The sequence below is a fragment of the Arthrobacter crystallopoietes genome (genome assembly GCF_002849715.1).
Lineage (GTDB): Bacteria > Actinomycetota > Actinomycetes > Actinomycetales > Micrococcaceae > Crystallibacter > Crystallibacter crystallopoietes.
This window is the reverse complement of sequence record NZ_CP018863.1, coordinates 1,467,470-1,486,617: the sequence shown is the minus strand read 5'-3', so window position 1 is coordinate 1,486,617 and position 19,148 is coordinate 1,467,470. Positions and strand designations below refer to the sequence as shown.

General features: G+C 63.9%; 16 protein-coding genes. 5 read left to right on the top strand and 11 right to left on the bottom strand.

Annotated elements, in window-relative coordinates:
• Positions 1-130: 130 nt before the first annotated feature.
• From AC20117_RS07090 to AC20117_RS07080, 3 genes are all read right to left on the bottom strand, one after another.
• Positions 131-853, bottom strand: coding sequence for an RES domain-containing protein (locus AC20117_RS07090; RefSeq protein ID WP_074700325.1), 723 nt, complete (start codon positions 851-853; stop codon positions 131-133).
• Positions 850-1,236 (bottom strand): hypothetical protein, encoded by a 387-nt coding sequence (locus AC20117_RS07085; RefSeq protein ID WP_074700326.1) that lies wholly within the window; start codon positions 1,234-1,236, stop codon positions 850-852. The genes AC20117_RS07090 and AC20117_RS07085 overlap by 4 nt, the downstream gene beginning before the upstream one ends.
• 298 nt (positions 1,237-1,534) lie before the next feature.
• Complete coding sequence (locus AC20117_RS07080) at positions 1,535-1,987, bottom strand: peptidase (protein WP_083339946.1); 453 nt, start codon at positions 1,985-1,987, stop codon at positions 1,535-1,537.
• A gap of 345 nt (positions 1,988-2,332) precedes the next feature.
• Between AC20117_RS07080 and AC20117_RS07075 the strand changes: the two genes are divergently transcribed.
• On the top strand, positions 2,333-3,322 hold the full coding sequence (locus AC20117_RS07075) for a metal ABC transporter solute-binding protein, Zn/Mn family (RefSeq protein WP_074700328.1): 990 nt from the start codon (positions 2,333-2,335) through the stop codon (positions 3,320-3,322).
• Positions 3,323-3,450: 128 nt separating this feature from the next.
• Here AC20117_RS07075 and AC20117_RS07070 read toward each other — a convergent pair whose 3' ends face one another.
• The 7 genes from AC20117_RS07070 to AC20117_RS07045 form a co-directional block, all read right to left on the bottom strand.
• Complete coding sequence (locus AC20117_RS07070; RefSeq protein ID WP_074700329.1) at positions 3,451-4,092, bottom strand: copper resistance CopC family protein; 642 nt, start codon at positions 4,090-4,092, stop codon at positions 3,451-3,453.
• A gap of 97 nt (positions 4,093-4,189) precedes the next feature.
• Entirely contained in the window at positions 4,190-4,819 is a 630-nt protein-coding gene (locus AC20117_RS07065) for a hypothetical protein (RefSeq protein WP_083339685.1), read from the bottom strand.
• A gap of 144 nt (positions 4,820-4,963) precedes the next feature.
• Entirely contained in the window at positions 4,964-5,317 is a 354-nt protein-coding gene (locus AC20117_RS07060) for an ArsR/SmtB family transcription factor (protein WP_074700330.1), read from the bottom strand.
• Positions 5,314-6,552, bottom strand: coding sequence for an MFS transporter (locus tag AC20117_RS07055; RefSeq protein WP_074700331.1), 1,239 nt, complete (start codon positions 6,550-6,552; stop codon positions 5,314-5,316). The genes AC20117_RS07060 and AC20117_RS07055 overlap by 4 nt, the downstream gene beginning before the upstream one ends.
• A gap of 259 nt (positions 6,553-6,811) precedes the next feature.
• Positions 6,812-8,032 (bottom strand): heparan-alpha-glucosaminide N-acetyltransferase domain-containing protein, encoded by a 1,221-nt coding sequence (locus AC20117_RS07050; protein ID WP_083339686.1) that lies wholly within the window; start codon positions 8,030-8,032, stop codon positions 6,812-6,814.
• Positions 8,033-8,199: 167 nt separating this feature from the next.
• Positions 8,200-8,352, bottom strand: coding sequence for a hypothetical protein (locus AC20117_RS23245; protein WP_158300440.1), 153 nt, complete (start codon positions 8,350-8,352; stop codon positions 8,200-8,202).
• Between the two features lie 263 nt (positions 8,353-8,615).
• Positions 8,616-9,119: a matrixin family metalloprotease gene (locus AC20117_RS07045; RefSeq protein WP_236777462.1), complete on the bottom strand. Its 504-nt coding sequence runs from the start codon at positions 9,117-9,119 to the stop codon at positions 8,616-8,618.
• Positions 9,120-9,690: 571 nt separating this feature from the next.
• Between AC20117_RS07045 and AC20117_RS07040 the strand changes: the two genes are divergently transcribed.
• Positions 9,691-13,917, top strand: coding sequence for a Pls/PosA family non-ribosomal peptide synthetase (locus AC20117_RS07040; RefSeq protein WP_074700333.1), 4,227 nt, complete (start codon positions 9,691-9,693; stop codon positions 13,915-13,917).
• A gap of 336 nt (positions 13,918-14,253) precedes the next feature.
• On the opposite strand, the gene AC20117_RS07035 is transcribed toward AC20117_RS07040, so the two are convergent.
• Positions 14,254-14,970: an AfsR/SARP family transcriptional regulator gene (locus tag AC20117_RS07035; RefSeq protein ID WP_074700334.1), complete on the bottom strand. Its 717-nt coding sequence runs from the start codon at positions 14,968-14,970 to the stop codon at positions 14,254-14,256.
• 296 nt (positions 14,971-15,266) lie between these two features.
• Here AC20117_RS07035 and AC20117_RS07030 point away from each other — a divergent pair, with 296 nt between their 5' ends.
• The 3 genes from AC20117_RS07030 to AC20117_RS07020 all read left to right on the top strand — a co-directional run bounded on the left by AC20117_RS07030 (position 15,267) and on the right by AC20117_RS07020 (position 18,799).
• Positions 15,267-16,643, top strand: coding sequence for an aspartate kinase (locus AC20117_RS07030; RefSeq protein WP_101632558.1), 1,377 nt, complete (start codon positions 15,267-15,269; stop codon positions 16,641-16,643).
• Positions 16,644-16,671: 28 nt separating this feature from the next.
• Positions 16,672-18,051 (top strand): aspartate aminotransferase family protein, encoded by a 1,380-nt coding sequence (locus AC20117_RS07025; RefSeq protein WP_074700335.1) that lies wholly within the window; start codon positions 16,672-16,674, stop codon positions 18,049-18,051.
• Between the two features lie 142 nt (positions 18,052-18,193).
• On the top strand, positions 18,194-18,799 hold the full coding sequence (locus AC20117_RS07020) for a hypothetical protein (protein ID WP_139186765.1): 606 nt from the start codon (positions 18,194-18,196) through the stop codon (positions 18,797-18,799).
• Positions 18,800-19,148 lie beyond the last annotated feature (349 nt).

The window sequence follows — 19,148 nt, the reverse complement described above, 5'->3', positions numbered from 1 at the left end:
CCAGATCCTGCCGAAATGGCGAGGACAGCTTCGCCTATGCCGCAGAGGAAGGGCCTCCCACAGACTTTCGAGGTTGTTGTTGCTGCTTCCCTGATTCCATGCCGGCATCAGCACTGAGACATATGCGCTGTTATCGGCGGTCGTCGAGGCCTATCAAGCCCAGTAGTGCCATGGCTTTGAGGAGTTCGGGCGTCGTGGAGTTGAGGTCGGCGAGCTGTATGTCGCTGATGTGGGAGCTGATTTCGGTGTCTGTGTCGCGTTCGTAGATCGCCCAGAGCAGTAAGTCGTCTCCATGGCGGGAGCGGAACTGGATCCCGTCGCAGAAGTCCGTGCCGTCGGGATTCCTAAGGGTCCAGAGATATTGGGAGACTTCTTGGGTCAAAAGGCGCTGCTCTGCACTTTTCAATGCCGCGACGTCGAAGTCCTGGAGGTTGTAGGCCAGTGCCCGGGCCTTGAACCGGGGGTGAAGGGCGAGGACTGTTTCGGCAGCGGTGATGTCGATGAAGCGTCCCGTCAGGTGGGCGGTGGCTGCGACGCGGTGGGCGAGCCACTGGTCCAGGTCCAGCTCCCCCGGGGACACCGTGGGATGGTCCTGCCGGTCGTCTTCGTCCTCGGCGATGTTCTCCATGTCCTGGAGCAGATAATGGTCGGGACGGTGCGGTGCCAGGAGCTCCACGAGGCAGGCCAGGAGGCTTTCCCCTGCGTAGATTGTGCGGTACAGCCCGTGGTCCAGTGGATCCCAGCGGCCGTTGAACCGGCCGTCTGCTCCTGCCCACCGCCAGTCCGACCATTCCCAGGGCTGCGGCGGGAAGCCGACGCGCCACACGCACCGGTCGAGTTCGGCGTACTTCATCCGAGCCGGGCGAAGGCACGCGCAGCGGCGAGTACCTCGGGGCCGATTTGGTTCGGGTGCATCTCCCGGATCAGCCGAGCCGGGGCGCGGTCCTCGAGCTGTGGGTTCATGCCCTGGAACCAGGATTGCACGACGCGATGTCCGTTGCTTTCGGCGACGATTCCGGCCACATGATAGGCCAACCGCAAACGCGCCTCGGTCTCGGCCGGCATGTTGCGGGTTCCCTCGGCCCACTGGCGCACAGCGCGGGTCTCCTGGACCCCGCCCAGGTACGCGACGAGCTTTGCCCCCAGCGTTTCACGCAGTTCCGCCACCAGCGGAGCGATCTCAAGGTTTACCGAATCGCGGTATGCGCGGATTCCGGGCGACGCAGTTTGACTCATAGTTTGATCATTCCCCAAACCCGGCACGTTGACAAGTGATCCCAGCCTTTAAACCAATGGCATCACACCCAAGAACACAACCTCTGCAGCAAACTGCTGCTCTGCCCGCGCCGGTTCTGGCGTTCACGCCTATCCGCGGTTCATGAAGTGTTTCCGGCCTTGCTGTTCACGGCGTTGCTATCGGAACCGCGCTGCACGACTGCGGGGAGCGGGAAGTTTAGGCTTCGCAGTCGGCGCAGTAGGCGTGGGCGCCCACCAAGATGCGGCCCATTCGGTCCGGGGCCCGGGTCAGGGGTGTTCACAGGTTGCTCAGGCCGATCCCCTGGTCATCGAGGCAGGGCGAGCGTTTCCCGGCGGGCGCGCCGACGGAGCGCCGGCATGTGCAGGATGGTGTTTTGGCTGCGGGGAGTGAGGCCCACACAAAGCGTTGCATTTTGTTGTACGTGCCGAAGTCCAGAGCAGCGCCGTCGAGCTTGCCGGCCAGCTCATGACTGACGCTGATAGTGATTTCTGTCCTGTCATCCTCGATTTTTTCGTCCTTATCCCACGCCGTGACATAGCCGTCGGGCAGATTACCGGTGAGTATGCAGCGCAGGTATTTTCGGGGCTCGGTCCTGGAGAAATACAGCCCCTGTTTCCGGCAGCCGCCGGCGCCGAGGTGACAGTGCAGGGTTCCGCCGAAAACGCCGATCATAGTGACGGCCTCGGCGGTCACGGTAAAACTCCCGTAACCGGGGATCTCGGCAAGCATGTCGGTTTCGTTCAAAACATTCCTCAGAAGACGCGGATCCGGAACCATTCGGCCCTGGGGCTCCGCGGACAGGGCACAGAGTATCAGGACCGCTGGGATGGGCCAGTGCCGACCTGGGTCCGGACTTCCCCATCGGCCAAGAAATACGGCAGACGCCACCTCGCAAATGATAATCGTTATCAAGTATGCTCCTTGGGCGTGCAGGTCACCGGTGCGTTTTGCCTTGGCCGGGATCGTTCCGCCTCGGCGGCCGGTGTCGGTGACCAGTGACGAGACCCCGCGGCCGGCATCCTGCCCGGCGCCCGCATCATGACCGACCTATCCCACTACCAAGGAAGAAACTTCATGCGCTTCACCATCCGCCGAGCAACGCTGGCCGGAGCGGCGATTTTCGCCCTGGCCCTGACATCCTGTGCCGCAAACGGACCCGGAACGGGGACGGAAACAGAGGCAGCAGCAGACGGGAAGATCAGTATCGTTGCTTCCACGAACACCTACAGCGACATCGCCGCGGCCATCGGGGGTGAGAGGGTCGCGGCCACCGCGATCATCGACAACACCAGCCAGGACCCGCATTCTTATGAAGGGACAGCGCGGGACCGGCTCGCCCTGTCCGAGGCCGACCTCATCATCCGCAACGGCGGCGGCTTCGATCCCTTCATGGAACAGCTGGCAGCCGAAGACAGCACCGCGCCCGTCATAGACGCAGTGGAAACATCGGGCCTCGGCGAGGCGGAAACGGCAGCAGAGGAAGAGGCGGCCGAGGATGCGCATGCCGGTGAAACGGCGGAAGAACATGCCGCCCACGGCGCGGTCAACGAACACGTCTGGTATTCACTGCCGGCGATCTCCCGCGTCGCTGAAGAGATCACCAAAGAGCTGTCCGGAATCGACCCGGACAACGCCGCGGAGTACGAAGCCAACGCAGCGGCCTTCACCGAAGACATCGACGCGCTGGAAGAACGGGTAACGCAACTGCGTGGACAGCATGAAGGAAAAGCCATCGCCGCCACAGCGCCGCTGGCCGAACACCTTCTCACCGACACCGGCCTGGTAGATGAAACGCCAAAGGACTTCCTGGCCGCGATAGAAGCAGGAAACGACGCACCGCCCGCTGCGCTGAAGGAAGCACAGGACCTGGTCACCGCAGGAAAAATCGCGCTCCTGGCCTACAACAGCCAGGTCGAAGGCCCCCAGTCCCAGGGCCTGAAAGCCGCAGCCGATGAAGCAGGGGTGCCTGTCGTGGACTTCAGCGAAACACTCCCCGAAGGCGTTTCCTACCAGGACTGGATGGGCAGCAACCTGGACCAGCTGGAAACAGCACTGAACCGATAGCCGGAAAATAGTCCGCGACCGGGGGATGCCGGTGCATTCTTACTGGCAAGGCGCAAAGCCGAGGGCGGCTGAACTCCAAAAGCTGTTTTGCCGGGCCGGCCTGCGGGAGGCCGGCCCGGCATCGGGGTTTATTTCTTGGCCAGTTTCCTGCGGACCAGGAAGGCGGCGGCGATGAGGGCCAGCAGTATGGCGCCGCCGGCGATCAGGGCGCCGGTGTTGGGGCCGTCGCCGGTTTGGGTCGCGGTCGTTGCCTCTGCTTCCCCTGTTTCCTGGGCTGCCGGGGTGGTTTCCTGCGGCTGGGCCGCAGCTGCTGTGCTTTCTTCAGCCGCTGCGCTGGGCGCGGCTGCGCCCTGGTTTTCTGCCGCGGGCTTTTCCGGAGTATAGACGAAGCTGAAGGTGCCCTCGATGGGGTGTCCGTCGGCGGAGACGGAGCGCCAGACGACCGTGTGTTCGCCTTCATGGTCGATCACGGCGGGGATGCTCAGGACGGCGCCGTCGATGGTGACGTCTCCGCTGCTGACCACGTGTCCGTCGGGGGCGGTGACTTCGATCTGGCTGGACTCGATGCTTTCGCTGGCCAGCGGGGGATTGCTCAGGGTCAGGGTCACTTCGCCGGGATTCTCCGTCACGGTCTCACCGTCGGAAGGCGTGGTCGAGAGCAGGGAATCGTGGGCCTGGGCCGGCGCGGCCCCGATGAACGCCGCCAGCGTCAGGGACAGGGCCGCGATCAGGGCCGCGGGGACAGTGGTTTTCGTGAATCTCTTGGACATGGTGGATAGGCCTTTCTGAACTGCATCCGGCGTATTCGATCGGGCGCACGAGGGATGTCGGGAACGGAATGTTCCGGTGGCGCCCCGTCCAAACTGTTCAGAGGGGCTTCAACACCGGGGCACGCCTGGATGGTGGCCCGCGAAGACCGTGGACATGGGGGCAGACGGCGGCGGCCGGACGGAAAACCGGGCCGTCAATGCCCCGGCGCAGCCGGATGGCAGGCACGGCCGCCGGGCGAAGCAGGAGAACGAGGGGCCGCAGCCAGGCCGTGAGCAGCCAGAGCGCTTCCTCGCTTCTGGCCAGCATCAGCACTATGGCGGCGGTGGCCAGGGCATGGGCGGCGAACATCAGGACCCCAGCCGCATCACTAATGGCATGGCCGGCGGCAGGGGCGCCGGGAAGCCGGCACGCCAGCGACGTCACGTGGGTGTGATGGCCGCGGGTTTCCGCTGCCGCCGGCAGGCAGGACGCTGACAAAGACAGCACGGTGAAGGCCTGGTGCAGCAGGAACTGTCCGCCGCCGACAACGCCGGACAGGGCGGGTAAGGAAAACCGGCGCGAGGAAAGCATGGTCACCGGGACGAGGCAGAGGACCCCGAGCCCGAGCATGATCACCGGGGCCGGGAGAGGACCGCCGCCGGCCACATGCGCTCCCGCGGCCAGGGCCATGACGGTCGCGACCACGGCGAGGGAGCGGAGAACGCGCAGGCGTGCCATGACAGGCATACTGTTCTCCTTCCTCTCTCCAGAGCACTTGCTCTCTGGATGGCAACGGTAGCGGCGGCGGCCTGTATTTAGCCTGCGCAAGCCACGGTGTTGCAGGGCTGGATGCCGTCGCCCGGCTCCGGGACGGCGGCGTTGGCGCAGGGGTCAGTCGTGGACGGGTTCGCCGGTGACGCGGTGGTCGGCGTGGTTCAGGGCTTCCAGGATCAGCCGGTTCAGGTGCCCGTCGTGGATGGAATAAATGACTTTGCGCCCGTCCTTGCGGTCATCGACGAGGCCGCTGAGGCGCAGTTTGGCCAGGTGCTGGCTCACCACTGTCCTGCTGGCGCCGGTTGCCTCGGTCAGCTCGGTCACGTTGGCCGGTCCGGCGGTCAGGACCCAGAGCAGGTGCAGCCGGGTAGGTTCGGCGAGCATCCGGAGCAGGTCCGTGGCCGCTTCCAGGCGGGCACGGTCGGGTTCGACCGGGTGCCGGAAACTGGGCATCCGCGCGGGTTCGCTCATGAAACTGCTTTCATCGACGGGACAAAGGCAGCCGCGTCAGCCGGCCAGGCCTTCCACGCCGCCACCGCTGCCATTATCGCAAGGATCGCCAGCGCGGCACAGGCAGCGGTCAAGCCGATCCCGGCGCCTGCCCATCCGGCCAGCGGGTAGGTGAGGATGAAGCAGGCATGGGAGAGGGAAAACTGCGCGGTAAAAACATAGGAACGGGTCGAATCCGTGGCCGCGCTGCGGAGTAGCCGCGCCGAAGGGGTCAGGACCATCGAATTCCCGGCACCCATGACCAGCCACAGCCCGAGCAGAACCCACCAGCCGCCCCCAACATTTCCAAGGGCGGTGATTCCCGTTGCCACCAGCAGCCCGGCCGGCAGGACCAGGGCGCCGGTGAGCATCAGAGTGCGGTCCCCGACCCGGTCCAGGACCTGAGGGGCCAGCAGCGCTATGAGCATCGATCCGGCACCGTACGCCGCCAGCGCCAGCGCCAGATCGGTATCCGGCCGTCCGTACAGGTCCCGGACGTAGACCACCGAGTTGACCAGTACCATCGCGGTGCCGCACGCCACGACCAGGTTCAGGGCCAGCAGACTGCGCAACGTCGGCGTCGCCCGGAAAATCCTCGCTCCCAGCGTGGTGCGGTGCCAGAGCGAACCCTCCACCGGTGCCGCGGCCGGCGCCGGCAGGCGGCAGCCGACCACCATCAGCGCCGAGAACACGAAGCCGGCAGCGGTTCCGACGAACAGGTTTTGATAGGAAATCAGGGTCAGCAGCAGCGCCGCCAGCGCGGGGCTGAGCAACGATTCCAGGTCGTAGGCCAGCCGCGACAGGGACAGCGCCCTCGTGTAGTCCTGCTCCCGCGGCAGCACCGCCGGGATCAGGGACTGGAACGCCGGGGTGAAGGTCGCCGACGCCGCCTGCAGCAGGAAAACCAGCACGTAAATCTGCCAGACCTCCGTGATAAACGGCAAGCACAAGGCCATCGCGGCGCGGACCGCGTCCGCCCCGACCAGGACGGCCTTCTTCGGCAGCCGCTCCACCAGTGCCGCGACGACCGGGGCGATCCCGACATAGGCAAGCATCTTGATCGTCAGCGCCGTACCCAGCACGGCCCCGGCCATGCCGTCTGCCAGATCGTAGGCCAGCAGGCCAAGGGCAACGGTCAGCAGGCCGGTCCCGGCCAGCGCCACGACCTGGGCCGCGAACAACTTCCGGTAGATCCGGTTTCCCAAAACTGCCAGCATCGCAGCCCTCCCTGAACATCCGCCATTACGTGCATAAGTGCACTAGCGTGCACCTATTATTGTAGCTCTTCCGCGCGCCGGTTACGAACAATGCCTTCACTTGTGAGGCCGACGGTCGCGCCTTGGAATCCGGGGGAGGGATGGGTGCGCGGGCCGGATGGAAGCGCGGGATCATTTATTCGGCGCTTGGATGATCCAGGAACCGCTTGAAGTCAGTTTCCTGCCGGGTTGGTTGGATTGAAGCTTCGGCCAGGCAGCATCAGGACGGGCCGGAGCCGGCAGTACCGACCCTGGTCCTGACTCTTCCGGACGCGGCGCCCAGCGCCGCTTCCAAGGGCCCCTTGCCTCTGGAGCTGTGCCAGATGACAGCGAAGATGACCGCTGCACCGGACTGGACGGCGAGTGAGGCGAAAGGGCGGTCCCCGAGGATCCCGGAGGCCATGAAGAGCAGATGGGCTGAATACAGGGTCAGTGTCATGCTTCCGGCAGGTGCCAGAACGCCGATGATCGGGTCGAAGGTCTTGCCCAGCAGCAGTATGAGCCCTAACACTGCCGCTGACGTACCGATGGTGTGCAGCAGTTCCGGCGGCATGGACGAATACGGGGCCGTGACCGCCAGCCACCACCAGGAGCGGCCGGGCAGGCCCTCGCCCGCGCCGTAAATAAGGACGTCCTTGACGTCCCTAGGGTTGTCGCCGGGTGAGGAAGCAACAAGCCGGTCGAAACCTCCCCCCGTTCCCAGCAGGAACGCTGAAACCGCCCACGCTGCCGCGGCCAGCAGGATGCCTCCGGCGAGCAGCCAGGCCGCAGTCCGCCGGGACGACAGGTCCAGCCGGCCGATGGCCAGCCCCGCGCACAGGTACGCCATCCACGGCAGGGCCGGATAAAAGCCAGTGAAGGTCAGCAAGCCTGCAGTGCCGATCGGATCTGCGACGACATCGGTGACCGTTGGATTGACGGTCTCCAGGACAGGCAGACGTCCCTGCAGACCCACCAGGAGAGCCGGCGCGACCGTGGCGAAACCGACCGCAAGTGCCGCCAGCGCCCACGGCGGCAGGCCCAGCAGCGGTACCGCCAGCAGAAACATCACCCCGTAATAGGCCAGGATGATCGCCACGCCCGGATCCGCGTAAGCGATTCCGAGACCCAGGCACAGTACGAGCACCGCCCGCACAGCAAGGCCTGCCTTGGATACCAGCAACGGCCGGTCACGGAAACGGTGACGGCCGCCGGAGATGAAGGCCAGTGAAACTCCGGCCAGGACCGCGAACAGGGCCGAGGCGCGTCCGGCCAGCAGCAGTGTAGTCAAGGTCGGTTCTTCTCTAAACGTTTCGGCAGGCAGGACGTTCACGGCCAGCATTCCCAGCAGCGCCACGCAGCGCGCCGCATCCACGCCCTTCACCCGAGGCAGCCGGAGCTTCCCAATGTTCCTACTCGGTGACGGTTCCCCGCCCTGGTTGGGATCAGCTGCTTTAGACAAAACGCTCCTTACCGACAAGTAGACCTAAAGCCAATGCTGCCGAACCGGTGATGCGGTCCCCACCAGCCTGCCGCACCGAACTTGGAAGGAGCCTGAGGCCGGGCGGCAATAAGAGGATCCCTGGTCGCTGGGACAGACCAATCATCCGGCTCGGCACTTCTGCCCTGTCAATGACGGTGCAGCAGCTCAACGGAAGGAACCACGATCGAGAACCAGATCAGGGCAGCGCATCCGACGGCGACAAGGGCCAGCGCCGCAATCAGGACCAGCCACGGGCGCAGCTCCCGGTCCCTGATCATGGACCGCCATTTGTCGCGCATGCAGGGACAGTCCTCCATCGGTTGCTACCGGGCCGGGAATCCACAGTTTACTTGGGGCCGTTTCCCTGCCGGTATCCTCCCCGTTACATTTATTCAGTCCCCGAAAGGCCGTCAGTGACACCGGTCCATACGCTTCGCGTAACGGACCGCCAGCCGCTGCCCGGAGTTCCACGCCTGAAGAGTAGAAAAATATTCGACTAGGCGAAGCCGGGGCAGGGCGTCGGAAACTGTCAGCGCAGCTTGGGCGGCATTCCGTAACCCAATTACGCTCGCGACCGGCCGGCCCCATAGATCGCGACAAGATTTGAGAAGTCGACAGCGTCCGGAACCGGGTTCGTGTTGTCGCCGGTGACGGAATTCATGACGTCGTGGCGTTCAGTGCGGTGGGCCAGACCGAGTGCGTGCCCCATTTCATGGACGATGGTGGCCAGAGCCCCGTTAGCCGTTGCCCGGTCCAAAAGCCGCGTGTACAGGGTGATGGTCGCGCTTTCCAAGTAGGCGCCGGTCCCTTCCCAGCGCATTTCTCCGTCCGTATCACCAGAGCGGCTCGCGTCTTCGACCATGGCCACACAGTTCGCGCCGCCGGAGCATGTCTGAACCGGCACTGCATTGAGGCAAGGACTCCTGGACCAGATGGTTGCTGCCTCGGACACGAGCCCGGAGTACCGCTCCGAAAGCCGGCCGGTTTCAAACTCCACCGCCAGCTCCGTCCCGGCCGCATTCTGCCACGGTTTGACAGGGGAGTCCTCCGGATCAACGTCCGCCATATCCGCATCTGCAGGAGCGGAACATGCGGGCGGACTGTCCCTGAGGCTCTCACGCAAGCTCTCGTCGCGGTCCGGAACGGAGGTCCCCTGTCCAGTGCCGTTATTCGGGTCCCCGGGAGTTGGGGAGGGGGTGCAGGCTGTCAGGACCAAACCCAGCCCCAAGGCCAGGCAGACCCATCTCCTTCGCTCCGGTGCGGGGTCCCGGTAGAGGCGGGGCATCGGTCGGCCGACACAGCGGTTTCCGCTTCCGGTCATCATGACTCCCTCGTAGGGCGGGCTCTTGCCTGAACTAACCCTATGAACAGAGGTTGTGTTTTTCTATGTCTGCTTAGGCCACAGCTTCTCCCGGGCCAGGGTGGAAAACGGCCGTAAGAAGCCTGGATTTCCCCGCTGGTCTGCGGACCGGCCCTCGCACGCTACCTTCGGGCACCGCACTCCCGGTTGGTCAGCGGCCGCTGTGCAAACAGTCGAAAGTCAGCCATGAGCCCGGTGATAACGGGTTCGTGACGTGTCAATAACGGACGGTGCGGTCGACTGGAGCAGATCTTTTGGTGTTCAGGGGAGGGACAGCATGAGGAAAAAGGCGAAGACCATCGAGGCCGAACCCTTGCCCGCGGAGCTTCGCGGACGGATCAGCACAAATAACGGCTCGGCGGCGGGAACGGTCCTGATTTCCGCGGCCGCGGAGCAGTCCATCCGCTGGCAGCCGGGTGAACGGCTGGAGCAGCTTTTCGAAGACCGCTGCGACCGGTTCCTGGTCCAGGGTCAGGGCACCCACCCGGCGGTGGACGCCGGGGGAGTCGTTATGACCTATCAGCAGCTCGACGGGCGCGCCAACCAGCTCGCGCGCCATCTGCTGGTGTTGGGAGCGCGTCCCGGTGACCGGATTGCCCTGTTGTTCGACCAGCCGTGGCGCGCCTACGTGGCAATGCTGGCCGTGCTGAAGATCGGGGCCGCGTATGTCCCGATGGATCCCGGGTTTCCCGCCGACCGGTTGAAGTACATCGTTGAGGACGCCGACGCCGCGATGGTGCTCTCGCTCACCCATTTGAAGGATCTGCTGCCCGAAGTCGCAGCTCCCGTGATGTGCCTGGACCACGAACACCTGCACATCGCCGGCTGCGAATCCTCCCGCCTGGCCGATCTGTCGGACTGGGGCACACCCGATGAGCTGGCGTACATCATCTACACGTCGGGATCGACCGGCCGGCCCAAGGGTGTGGCCATTGACCACGCGAGCATCTGCAACTTCGTCCGCGTCGCCTCGGACGTTTACGGATTCCGGTCATCGGACCGTGTCTACCAGGGCATGACCCTGGCCTTCGACTTCTCGGTGGAGGAAATCTGGGTTCCCTGGCTGGCCGGGGCCACCCTGGTGCCCAAACCCGGCGGCTCCAGCCTGCTCGGGGCCGAACTGTCGGCGTTCATCATGGAGAAGCAGATCACCGCGTTGTGCTGCGTGCCGACGCTGCTGGCCACCATCGAGGATGAGTTGCCGGATCTGCGGTTCCTGCTGGTCTCCGGGGAAGCCTGCCCCCGGGACCTGATCGTGCGCTGGCACCGGCCCGGTCTGCGTTTCCTCAACGTTTACGGTCCGACCGAAGCCACCGTCACCGCGACATGGAATGTGGTTGATCCGGACTGTCCCGTCACGCTGGGGGTGCCGCTGCCGACCTATTCCGCCGTCATCCTGGACCCGGAGGAGAACCGGGCGCTGGGCCCGGGCGAAACAGGCGAAATCGGCTTGGCCGGTGTAGGGCTGGCACGAGGCTATGTGAACCGCGATGACCTGACCGAAAAGGCGTTCATCCCGGATTTCCTGGGGATCGGGAACAATCCGTCGGCGCGTATCTACCGCACCGGCGACTTGGGCCGGATCAACGCGGACGGCGAGATCGAGTACTTCGGCCGGATCGATACCCAGGTCAAGATCCGCGGCTACCGGATCGAGCTGACGGAGATCGAGTCCGTGCTGCTGAAGGCCCCCGGAGTCGCCCAGGCGGTCGTGGGCACCTATGAGCCGGCGCCGGGTTTCGTGGAGCTGGTGGCGTACTACACCGTCCGCCACGACAGGGACGCCGACGAACAAAAGATCCACGAGATGCTGAGGAAGCTCCTGCCCGGGTACATGGTGCCGGCGTACTTCGAACGCCTCGATGCCATCCCCATGATGGCCAGCGACAAGGCGGACCGCAAAAAGCTGCCCGCCCCGACGAACAGGCGAAGCCTCACCGGACCCGACAGCTACACTGCCCCGACGACCGAAACGGAAGAAGCCCTGGCAACGCAGCTCGGCGCAGTCCTGGGCCTGGAGCGGGTGTCGGCCGAGGCGAACTTCTTCGAAGACCTGGGAGCGAACTCGCTGCTGCTGGCGCATTTCAGCGCCAGGGTCAGGAAGCACACCGGGCTGCCGCCGATCGCCATGCAGGACGTCTACCAGTCCCCGACCGTGCGGCAGCTGGCCGTGGTCCTGGACGCTGCCCAGTCCGCAGCAACCCTTGAACCGGAACAGTCCACGGTACGTGAAGCGGTGCCTGCGCGTCCGCTGCCCGGTACCGGCAGTTTCGTGCTGTGCGGTGCCATCCAGCTGCTGATTTTCCTGGGCTACACGACGTACGCCGCGTTCCTGCTGATCTTCGGATTCACCTGGGTTTCCGAAGGCACCGACCTGGTCGACATGTGGGTTCGGTCCGTCGGCTTCGGGGCAATGATGTTCGTGGCGCTCTCCATCGCCCCCATCATCATGAAATGGGTACTCATCGGCCGGTGGAAGCCAGCCGAGATTCCGCTCTGGAGCATGGCCTACATCCGGTTCTGGGCCGTCAAAACACTGACCCGGGCCAACCCCCTCGTGATGTTCGTCGGCTCACCCCTCTACGTCCTCTACCTTCGCGCGCTGGGGGCGAAGATCGGGAAGAACGTGGTGATCTTCTCCCGCACCGTGCCGGTCTGCACCGACCTGATCACCATCGGAGCGGACACCGTCATCCACAAGAACTCGTTCTTCCTCGGCTACCGGGCCCGCCCCGGCGCCATCGAGACCGGCCCGGTAACCCTGGGACGAAACGTCCTCATATCCGAAAAGACCACCCTGGACATCGGATCCTCCATGGGCGACAACGCCCAGCTTGGGCACGCGTCGTCGCTGCAGAGCTCGCAGTCAGTGCCGGACGGACAGACCTGGTACGGTTCCCCGGCCGTACCCACGGATGCGAACTACCGGACGGTCGAACCCGCGAACTGCACCACCCGCCGCAGGGTCATCTACAGTCTGCTGCAGCTGTTCAACCGCTTCGTCCTGGTCGTCCCCGCCGGCCTCATCGGCCTGGCCGCGCTGCTGCCGGACTACCTGGAGAGCGAACACCTGCGGCTGGACAACCCCCGCTTCTACCTCGACGTGCTGGCCACCACCGTGGTGCTGTTCTTCCTTGGACTCATCACCGGCCTCATCTTCGTCCTCACCGTCCCCCGGATCCTGAACCGGGCACTGAAACCCGACACCGTCTACCCGCTCTACGGCGTGCACTTCACGATCCAGCGGATGATCGCCCGCATGACGAACGCCAAAATGTATAAAGACCTCTTCGGCGACAGCTCATACATTGTGTATTTCCTGCAGGCCCTGGGATACGACCTGGGCAAAGTCGAGCAAACCGGGTCGAATTTCGGCCCCGAAGTCGCACACGAAACGCCCTACCTTAGCTCCGTTGGCTCCGGCACGATGGTCTCGGACGGCCTGAACATCATGAACGCCGACTTTTCCAGCTCATCCTTCCGCGTCTCACGCGTCACCATCGGCGAACGCAATTTCCTCGGCAACGACATCACCTTCCCACTCGCTGCGCGTACCGGAGACAACTGCCTGCTCGCGACCAAGGTCATGGTCCCGATCAACGGGCCCATCAGGGAAGGCGTGGGCCTGCTCGGATCCCCACCGTTTGAAATTCCCCGAATCGTCGATCGGGACAGGCAATTCGACGAACTCAAGAACGAAGCAATCAGAAAGCCGCTCATTAAGGCCAAGAACAAGCACAATATTGTGACCATGGGACTGTTCCTGTTCGTACGGTGGTTCCTGTTCTTCGAGGCGACACTGCTCGCGGCCATCGCAGTAACCTTCTACGACGAGTTCGGAGCACTGGCCGTGGGAGTCGCGACCATCGCGTTCCTGATCGTGGGCATCCTGATCAGTGTGGTGGCCGAGCGCTCCGTGCTGGGCTTCGGCCGGCTGAAGCCGCAATACTGTTCCATCTACGACCCTTACTTCTGGCACCACGAACGCCTCTGGAAACTCCTGGCCGTGGCACCTTTCAGCGGCACGCCGTTCAAATCCATGATCTGGAGACTGCTTGGCGTGAGGGTCGGGAAGCGGCTCTACGATGCCGGCTGCGACATCCCGGAAAAGACTCTGGTCTCGATCGGCGACGATTGCGCACTCAACGAAGGTACCGCCATTCAAAGCCATTCGATGGAAGACGGCACCTTCAAATCCGACTACATCACCCTCCATGACCGCTGCTCACTAGGCGTGGAATCCTTCGTCAACTACGGAGTAACCATGCACAACGGAGCGACGCTGCTGGCCGACTCCTTCCTGATGAAGGGCGAAGAAGTGCCCGAAAACACCCTGTACGGCGGCAACCCGGCACGCGAAATAAGGGACCGCAGCGTGTACCTGCCGCCCCCGGTCACACTTCCGCGCCTCCCACGCCACCGCAACACCGGCTGGATCGGACAAATGAGGCCGACACGGGACCACAGAACAAACCCCGGCAAACATGCGGGCATTCCCGCCTAAAAATAGTGCCGGAGACTCCAGGAGGCCAGCCGCAAACCACCCAGGCAGGATGCTGGAAACTGCAACAACCGCGAGAGCGTTCCAGCCAAGGATGTGCAACAACGTGACGAGGATGGAATGCTGGACGCCCGAGGGCTTGGGGCGGCGTGGCGGGTGTTCTGGCTACGGATGGCCGTTCCGGCGGCGTCGTGGAGGCCGATCCGCTGCCATTTGTTGCCGGTTTTTCCGGAAGTGGATTTCGCGGCAGGCTCGTACTGGCCCGGGCAGCGGCCCTGACTCCCTGACCGCCGGAGCTTGATCCGGAACTATCCGTGTCCGCTGCTGCCGCCGAGCTTGTTACCCGTCGGATCCGTTCATCAGGAGCGGGCTAACCAAGTCTTCAGTAACGGGCGAGGGGGCAACCCCGAACTCCTGGCGGAGCCTGATCTGAAAAGACCGGTAGGCGCGCAGTGCTTCCGCCTGGTTTCCCTCGGCCAGGTAAGACTGGAGCAAGAGCCGTTGCGCGCTTTCGCGAAGCGGGTCAATGGTCGTGGCGGCACGAGCAGCTTCCACCGCCTGCTCGATCGTTCCCTGCAGCAGGAATTGCTTGGCCAGCCGTTCGAGTACGGAGAGCCGCAAACGCTGCCAACGCTCCTGTTCCGAAATGATCCAGTTTTCATACCAGCCACGTAGCAGTTCAGCCTCAAGGACGGATTCCAGCATGCTCTGGAGTTCTGAATCGGTCTGTTCTTCCACGCGGGATGCCTGCCCCCTGATCTCCCGGACGTCAATCTGCACCCGCGCAACCAGATCCAAAGGATCCTGCGTTGGTGCCAGGAGCTTCGGCAGATCGCGGTTCACCACGAAGACACTCTCCCGCAGATTGCCGAACGCGTGGCGCTCGGGGCTGTCGGGCCATAGCAGGCCGGCCAGAAACCTTCGCGATTGCCCGCCATACAACGCCAGAGCGGCGATAAGGCGCTGCTGGCGCGGGGCCACTTTGACCGGTTGGTCTCCGCGATACAGCTGCCATCCGCCCAACAGCTGCAATTTCCAAATACGATCGGTAGCCATAGCCGTAGTGACCCCCACAGTCCCACTCCAAAAAGAGCCGGCCGGACCGTCCGGCCGCAGCTCCCCTCGCGGGCCCCACCGCTTGGAACCTTCAGCATCGCCAAAGCGCCATTCCCTGTCAATGAATGGTGCAAGTGCATTCAGGAAAGCCCAAGGTTCAAGAAAAATCCAAGCTTTCTTGGAACTTATCCGATTTCGTGACGAGGCAGTAACAAACGGATAACAGCGGTTGCAGTCAACTGATGCTGTCAGCAAAGGGAGGCATCATGGACCGTCAATCGGCCCACGGTGGGGGGATGCTGGGTCTCACCTCAACACCGCGGCGGCAAAAAATCAGCCCGCTCAGGGCATCTGGACCCGTTGATTCACTCGACCTGGTAGTACAAAAATTCGGAGGTTCATCTATCGCCGATGCAGACGGCATTAAACGCGCCGCACGGCGGATTCTGGAAACCCGGGCAGCCGGGCACAACGTTGTGGTGGTGCTCTCGGCCATGGGGGACACCACAGACGACCTGCTGGACCTCGCGGCCACCGTTTCAGCGTCACCGGCACCACGCGATCTCGATTTCCTGCTTACCACCGGCGAACGCATTTCCATCGCTTTGCTGGGGATGGCCTTGGCCAACCTGAACGTTCCGTCGCAACTGTTCACCGGCCGCCGTGCCGGCCTCAAGACCGACGACGTTCACGGCAAAGCGCACATTGTCGACGTAGATCCGCGGGAACTGCGCACCGTCCTGGCCCGCGGCGAAATTCCCATTGTGGCAGGCTTCCAGGGGACAGGCGTAGGTTCGAAGGAAACCACAACCCTGGGCCGAGGCGGTTCCGACATTACCGCCATCGCGCTTGCCGCCGCACTGGGTGCCGGTGTCTGCGAAATCTACACGGACGTCGACGGCGTCTACAGCGCAGACCCCCGCGTCGTGCCCACCGCCCGGAAGGTTGATGTCATCACCAGCGCCGAAATGCTGGAACTCGCCGCCTGCGGCGCCAAGGTACTCCAGGCACGGTGCGTGGAATACGCCCGCCGTTTCGGTGTCCTCCTGCATGTCCGCTCGTCCTTTACCCACTCCAACGGAACGCTCGTGGTCCCGGACGGCGGTCGCGCTGGCTTGGCACCGGGGGGCTTCACCGAACACCCGGTAATTTCCGCCGTCGACTATGAAAACAGCACTGCCAGCATCCGGGTCGAATCGGTTCCGGACGTTCCCGGCAAAGCCGCCCAAGTCTTCGCTGCCCTTGCCACCGCTGGTTCCGTTGCCGACATGGTGGGCCAGAGCGTCTCTGCCGTGGCCGGCTACAAGGACATCGTCCTGGCACTACCGGCGACGGAAGCGCCCGCCGCCTGCCAGGCCCTCCAGGCGGCGCGGCAAACGATCGGCTTCAGCACCCTGCACTGTGATGAGCACATGGGCAAGCTCTCCCTCACCGGCGCCGGCATGCGTCTGGACCCTGAGGTGACCTACCGCTTCTTCAAGGCGCTCACGGACGCAGACATACCCATCAACCTCATATCCACCTCGGACTTCACCTTGAGCGTGCTGACCCGCGCCGACCTCCTCGACGCTGCCGTCCTGGCCGTCCGCCGGACCTTCGGATGGGAGCCCGCTACCGCACCCGTGACCATCCCTGTCCCCGCACCACCTGCCGTCGTTCAAATTGCCCAGTGAAACACCTGGCCCTGCAATCGGAGCAATCATGACCCTGCAAATGGAACCTCTGAATTACACCCGCCCTTCCGTTACGGGCCCGTTGCCCGGACCGAAATCGGCCGAACTGCTCTCCCGGCAGGAAAAGCGCGAGTCGAATGCGCGCGCCTACCCCCGGCACCTGCCGATCGCGATCGCCGACGCCGCAGGATCATTTGTCCGTGACCTCGACGGGAACGTCTTCATCGATTTCCTTGCCGGCGCCGGCGTCCTCTCACTCGGTCACAACCACCCGGAACTCGTCGAGATCGCCAGACGCCAACTGGGCACCTTGGCCCACGGACTGGATTTTCCGACCCCGGTCAAGGACGCCTTTATCGAAGCACAGCTGTCCATGCTGCCGCTCGGCATGCGGGACCGCATGAAGATGCACTTCTGCGGACCGACCGGGGCGAATGCCGTCGACGCAGCGATCAAACTGTGCAAGACAGCGACCGGACGCTCCGAAATCATCTCCTTCCAAGGCGGTTTCCACGGCAGCAGCGCCGCCGCCATGGCCCTGACCGGCCTCGTCGAGCAAAAGCGGCCGGTAGCCAACGGCATGCCCGGAGTGCACTTCTTCCCCTACTCCTACTGCTCGCGGTGCCCCGTGAACCTGAGCCCCGAGACCTGTGCCATCAACTGCATCGGCTACCTGGAGAACTCCCTCCATGACAGCAACGGCGGCATCCCGCTTCCGGCCGCGGTCATCGTGGAAATGATCCAGGGCGAAGGCGGAGTGATCCCCGCCCGGCTCGAGTTCGTCCAGCGGCTGCGGCAACTGACGCGGCAGCTGGAGATCCCGCTCATCGTCGACGAAGTACAGACCGGCTGCGGCAGGACCGGAACCTGGTTCGCCTTCGAGCAGTACGGGATCGAACCGGACGTCATCATCGCGTCGAAAGCATTGAGCGGCATCGGCACCCCGGTAGCCCTGATCATGTACGAGGCTTCCCTGGATACCTGGGCACCCGCAGCCCACACCGGAACCTTCCGCGGCAACCAGCTGGCCTTCGCCACCGGAGCAGAAGCCGTCCACATCATCCAGCGGGACGGAGTGCTGGACAACGTCCGCGAACGCGGGGAGCAGGTAGCCGGCCTCCTTGCTCCGCTCGAGTCGCTGCCGTGGGTACGCGAGGTCCGCGGCCGGGGACTGATGTGGGGCATCGAGCTGCAGGACCCGTCAACCGGGACGCCAGCCGGCGACTTGGCGCTCTCGGTCCAGGAACAGGTGCTTCGCCTCGGACTGATCCTCGAAACCGGCGGCCGGAACGGATGCGTAGTCCGTATGCTGCCGCCGCTGAACGTGACAGCCGATGTCGTCGAGACAGCCTGCCGGATCCTGATCAATGCTATCGAAACGCTGGTGCCCGGTACGACCGTGGACTAAACCAGGCGCATCCGGCCCAACGTTGGTGGGCTCCCGTCTTCAGCTCACGGGGTTTACCGGCCGACAAGAGTGGAGGACCGCGGCGATCGCCCGGTCCTCCACCCGCACCCTCACGCGCTGTGCTCTCGTTCGATCCCGGTTAGTGCTTGCCGTTGTCGTCGCGGTTGCAGATCCGGACCGAATCGTCGCTACGGACCCAGCCTTCCTCATCACTATGGGTGAAGGCCACGTAACGGCCGCAACGCAGGTCACGGAACTCGACAGTGAAGTCTTCGTCACCATCGTCCAGCCAAACGCGTTCCCGCTCTACGACATGACCGTTACGGACGAGGTAGACGGTTACCCTTTGGTCCTCTTCGTAGTCTTCGCCAGTAACCTCGACACCCCTGTTACCGAGCCTGTCGATTTCCAAATCAGCATCGTTATTACCGCGGTCGCGGTCACGGTCGCGATGATCCCGATCCCGGTCCCGGTCACGATGGTCCCGGTCGCGGTCCCGGTCCCGGTCACGATGGTCCCGGTCGCGGTCCCGGTCCCGGTCACGGTCCCGATGATCACGGTCGCGATTGTCCCGATCCCGGTCCCAATCCCGATGATCACGGTCCCTATCGCGTCTATGATCTCTGTCAGGTTTATCCGCAACGGTGGCCGATCCGCTCTCTGCGCTGGCTGGTGCTGCAATTCCCAGTCCCGCGAGGAGTCCGAGCAGCGTACCTGTGATCAGAGTAAACAGGCGCCACGTAATTGACTTTTTCATGATGACTTTTTTACTTCCTGGCTTTTGCCGGGCACAGCGAACCCCTCGGGCGTTCGCCTCGTTTCCCTGAAAACGGCACAGGCCCCCGGCGCGCATCCTCGCGTGCCGTTTCGTGTTGCGCGAAGACCGGTCGCGGCATCACCCGGACCGGCTCGTTATCTACGCAGTTCCAGTTTGCTTCAACTGGTGAAGCCCTCCCCAAAGAGCTTGCCCCTACACCGTGCTTCTGCGGTGTGTCTGTAACAGTAGGCCTGCCAAAACAAGCCAACAACCCCGAAATTGGGTATTTACATCAACCGGCGCCGCATCCAAGATTGCCCGGCAACTCCCGCACGTCAGA

Bases quoted from the DNA above. Each gene is read 5' to 3' on its own strand.
- AC20117_RS07080 (WP_083339946.1), bottom strand. From the start codon at position 1,987: ATGCTTGCCGAGATCCCCGGTTACGGGAGTTTTACCGTGACCGCCGAG.
- AC20117_RS07065 (WP_083339685.1), bottom strand. From the start codon at position 4,819: ATGCCTGTCATGGCACGCCTGCGCGTTCTCCGCTCCCTCGCCGTGGTC.
- AC20117_RS07025 (WP_074700335.1), top strand. From the start codon at position 16,672: ATGACCCTGCAAATGGAACCTCTGAATTACACCCGCCCTTCCGTTACG.
- AC20117_RS07035 (WP_074700334.1), bottom strand. From the start codon at position 14,970: ATGGCTACCGATCGTATTTGGAAATTGCAGCTGTTGGGCGGATGGCAG.
- AC20117_RS07090 (WP_074700325.1), bottom strand. From the start codon at position 853: ATGAAGTACGCCGAACTCGACCGGTGCGTGTGGCGCGTCGGCTTCCCG.
- AC20117_RS07045 (WP_236777462.1), bottom strand. From the start codon at position 9,119: ATGGCGGACGTTGATCCGGAGGACTCCCCTGTCAAACCGTGGCAGAAT.
- AC20117_RS07040 (WP_074700333.1), top strand. From the start codon at position 9,691: ATGAGGAAAAAGGCGAAGACCATCGAGGCCGAACCCTTGCCCGCGGAG.
- AC20117_RS07055 (WP_074700331.1), bottom strand. From the start codon at position 6,552: ATGCTGGCAGTTTTGGGAAACCGGATCTACCGGAAGTTGTTCGCGGCC.
- AC20117_RS07060 (WP_074700330.1), bottom strand. From the start codon at position 5,317: ATGAGCGAACCCGCGCGGATGCCCAGTTTCCGGCACCCGGTCGAACCC.
- AC20117_RS07030 (WP_101632558.1), top strand. From the start codon at position 15,267: ATGCTGGGTCTCACCTCAACACCGCGGCGGCAAAAAATCAGCCCGCTC.
- AC20117_RS07075 (WP_074700328.1), top strand. From the start codon at position 2,333: ATGCGCTTCACCATCCGCCGAGCAACGCTGGCCGGAGCGGCGATTTTC.
- AC20117_RS23245 (WP_158300440.1), bottom strand. From the start codon at position 8,352: ATGCGCGACAAATGGCGGTCCATGATCAGGGACCGGGAGCTGCGCCCG.
- AC20117_RS07070 (WP_074700329.1), bottom strand. From the start codon at position 4,092: ATGTCCAAGAGATTCACGAAAACCACTGTCCCCGCGGCCCTGATCGCG.
- AC20117_RS07085 (WP_074700326.1), bottom strand. From the start codon at position 1,236: ATGAGTCAAACTGCGTCGCCCGGAATCCGCGCATACCGCGATTCGGTA.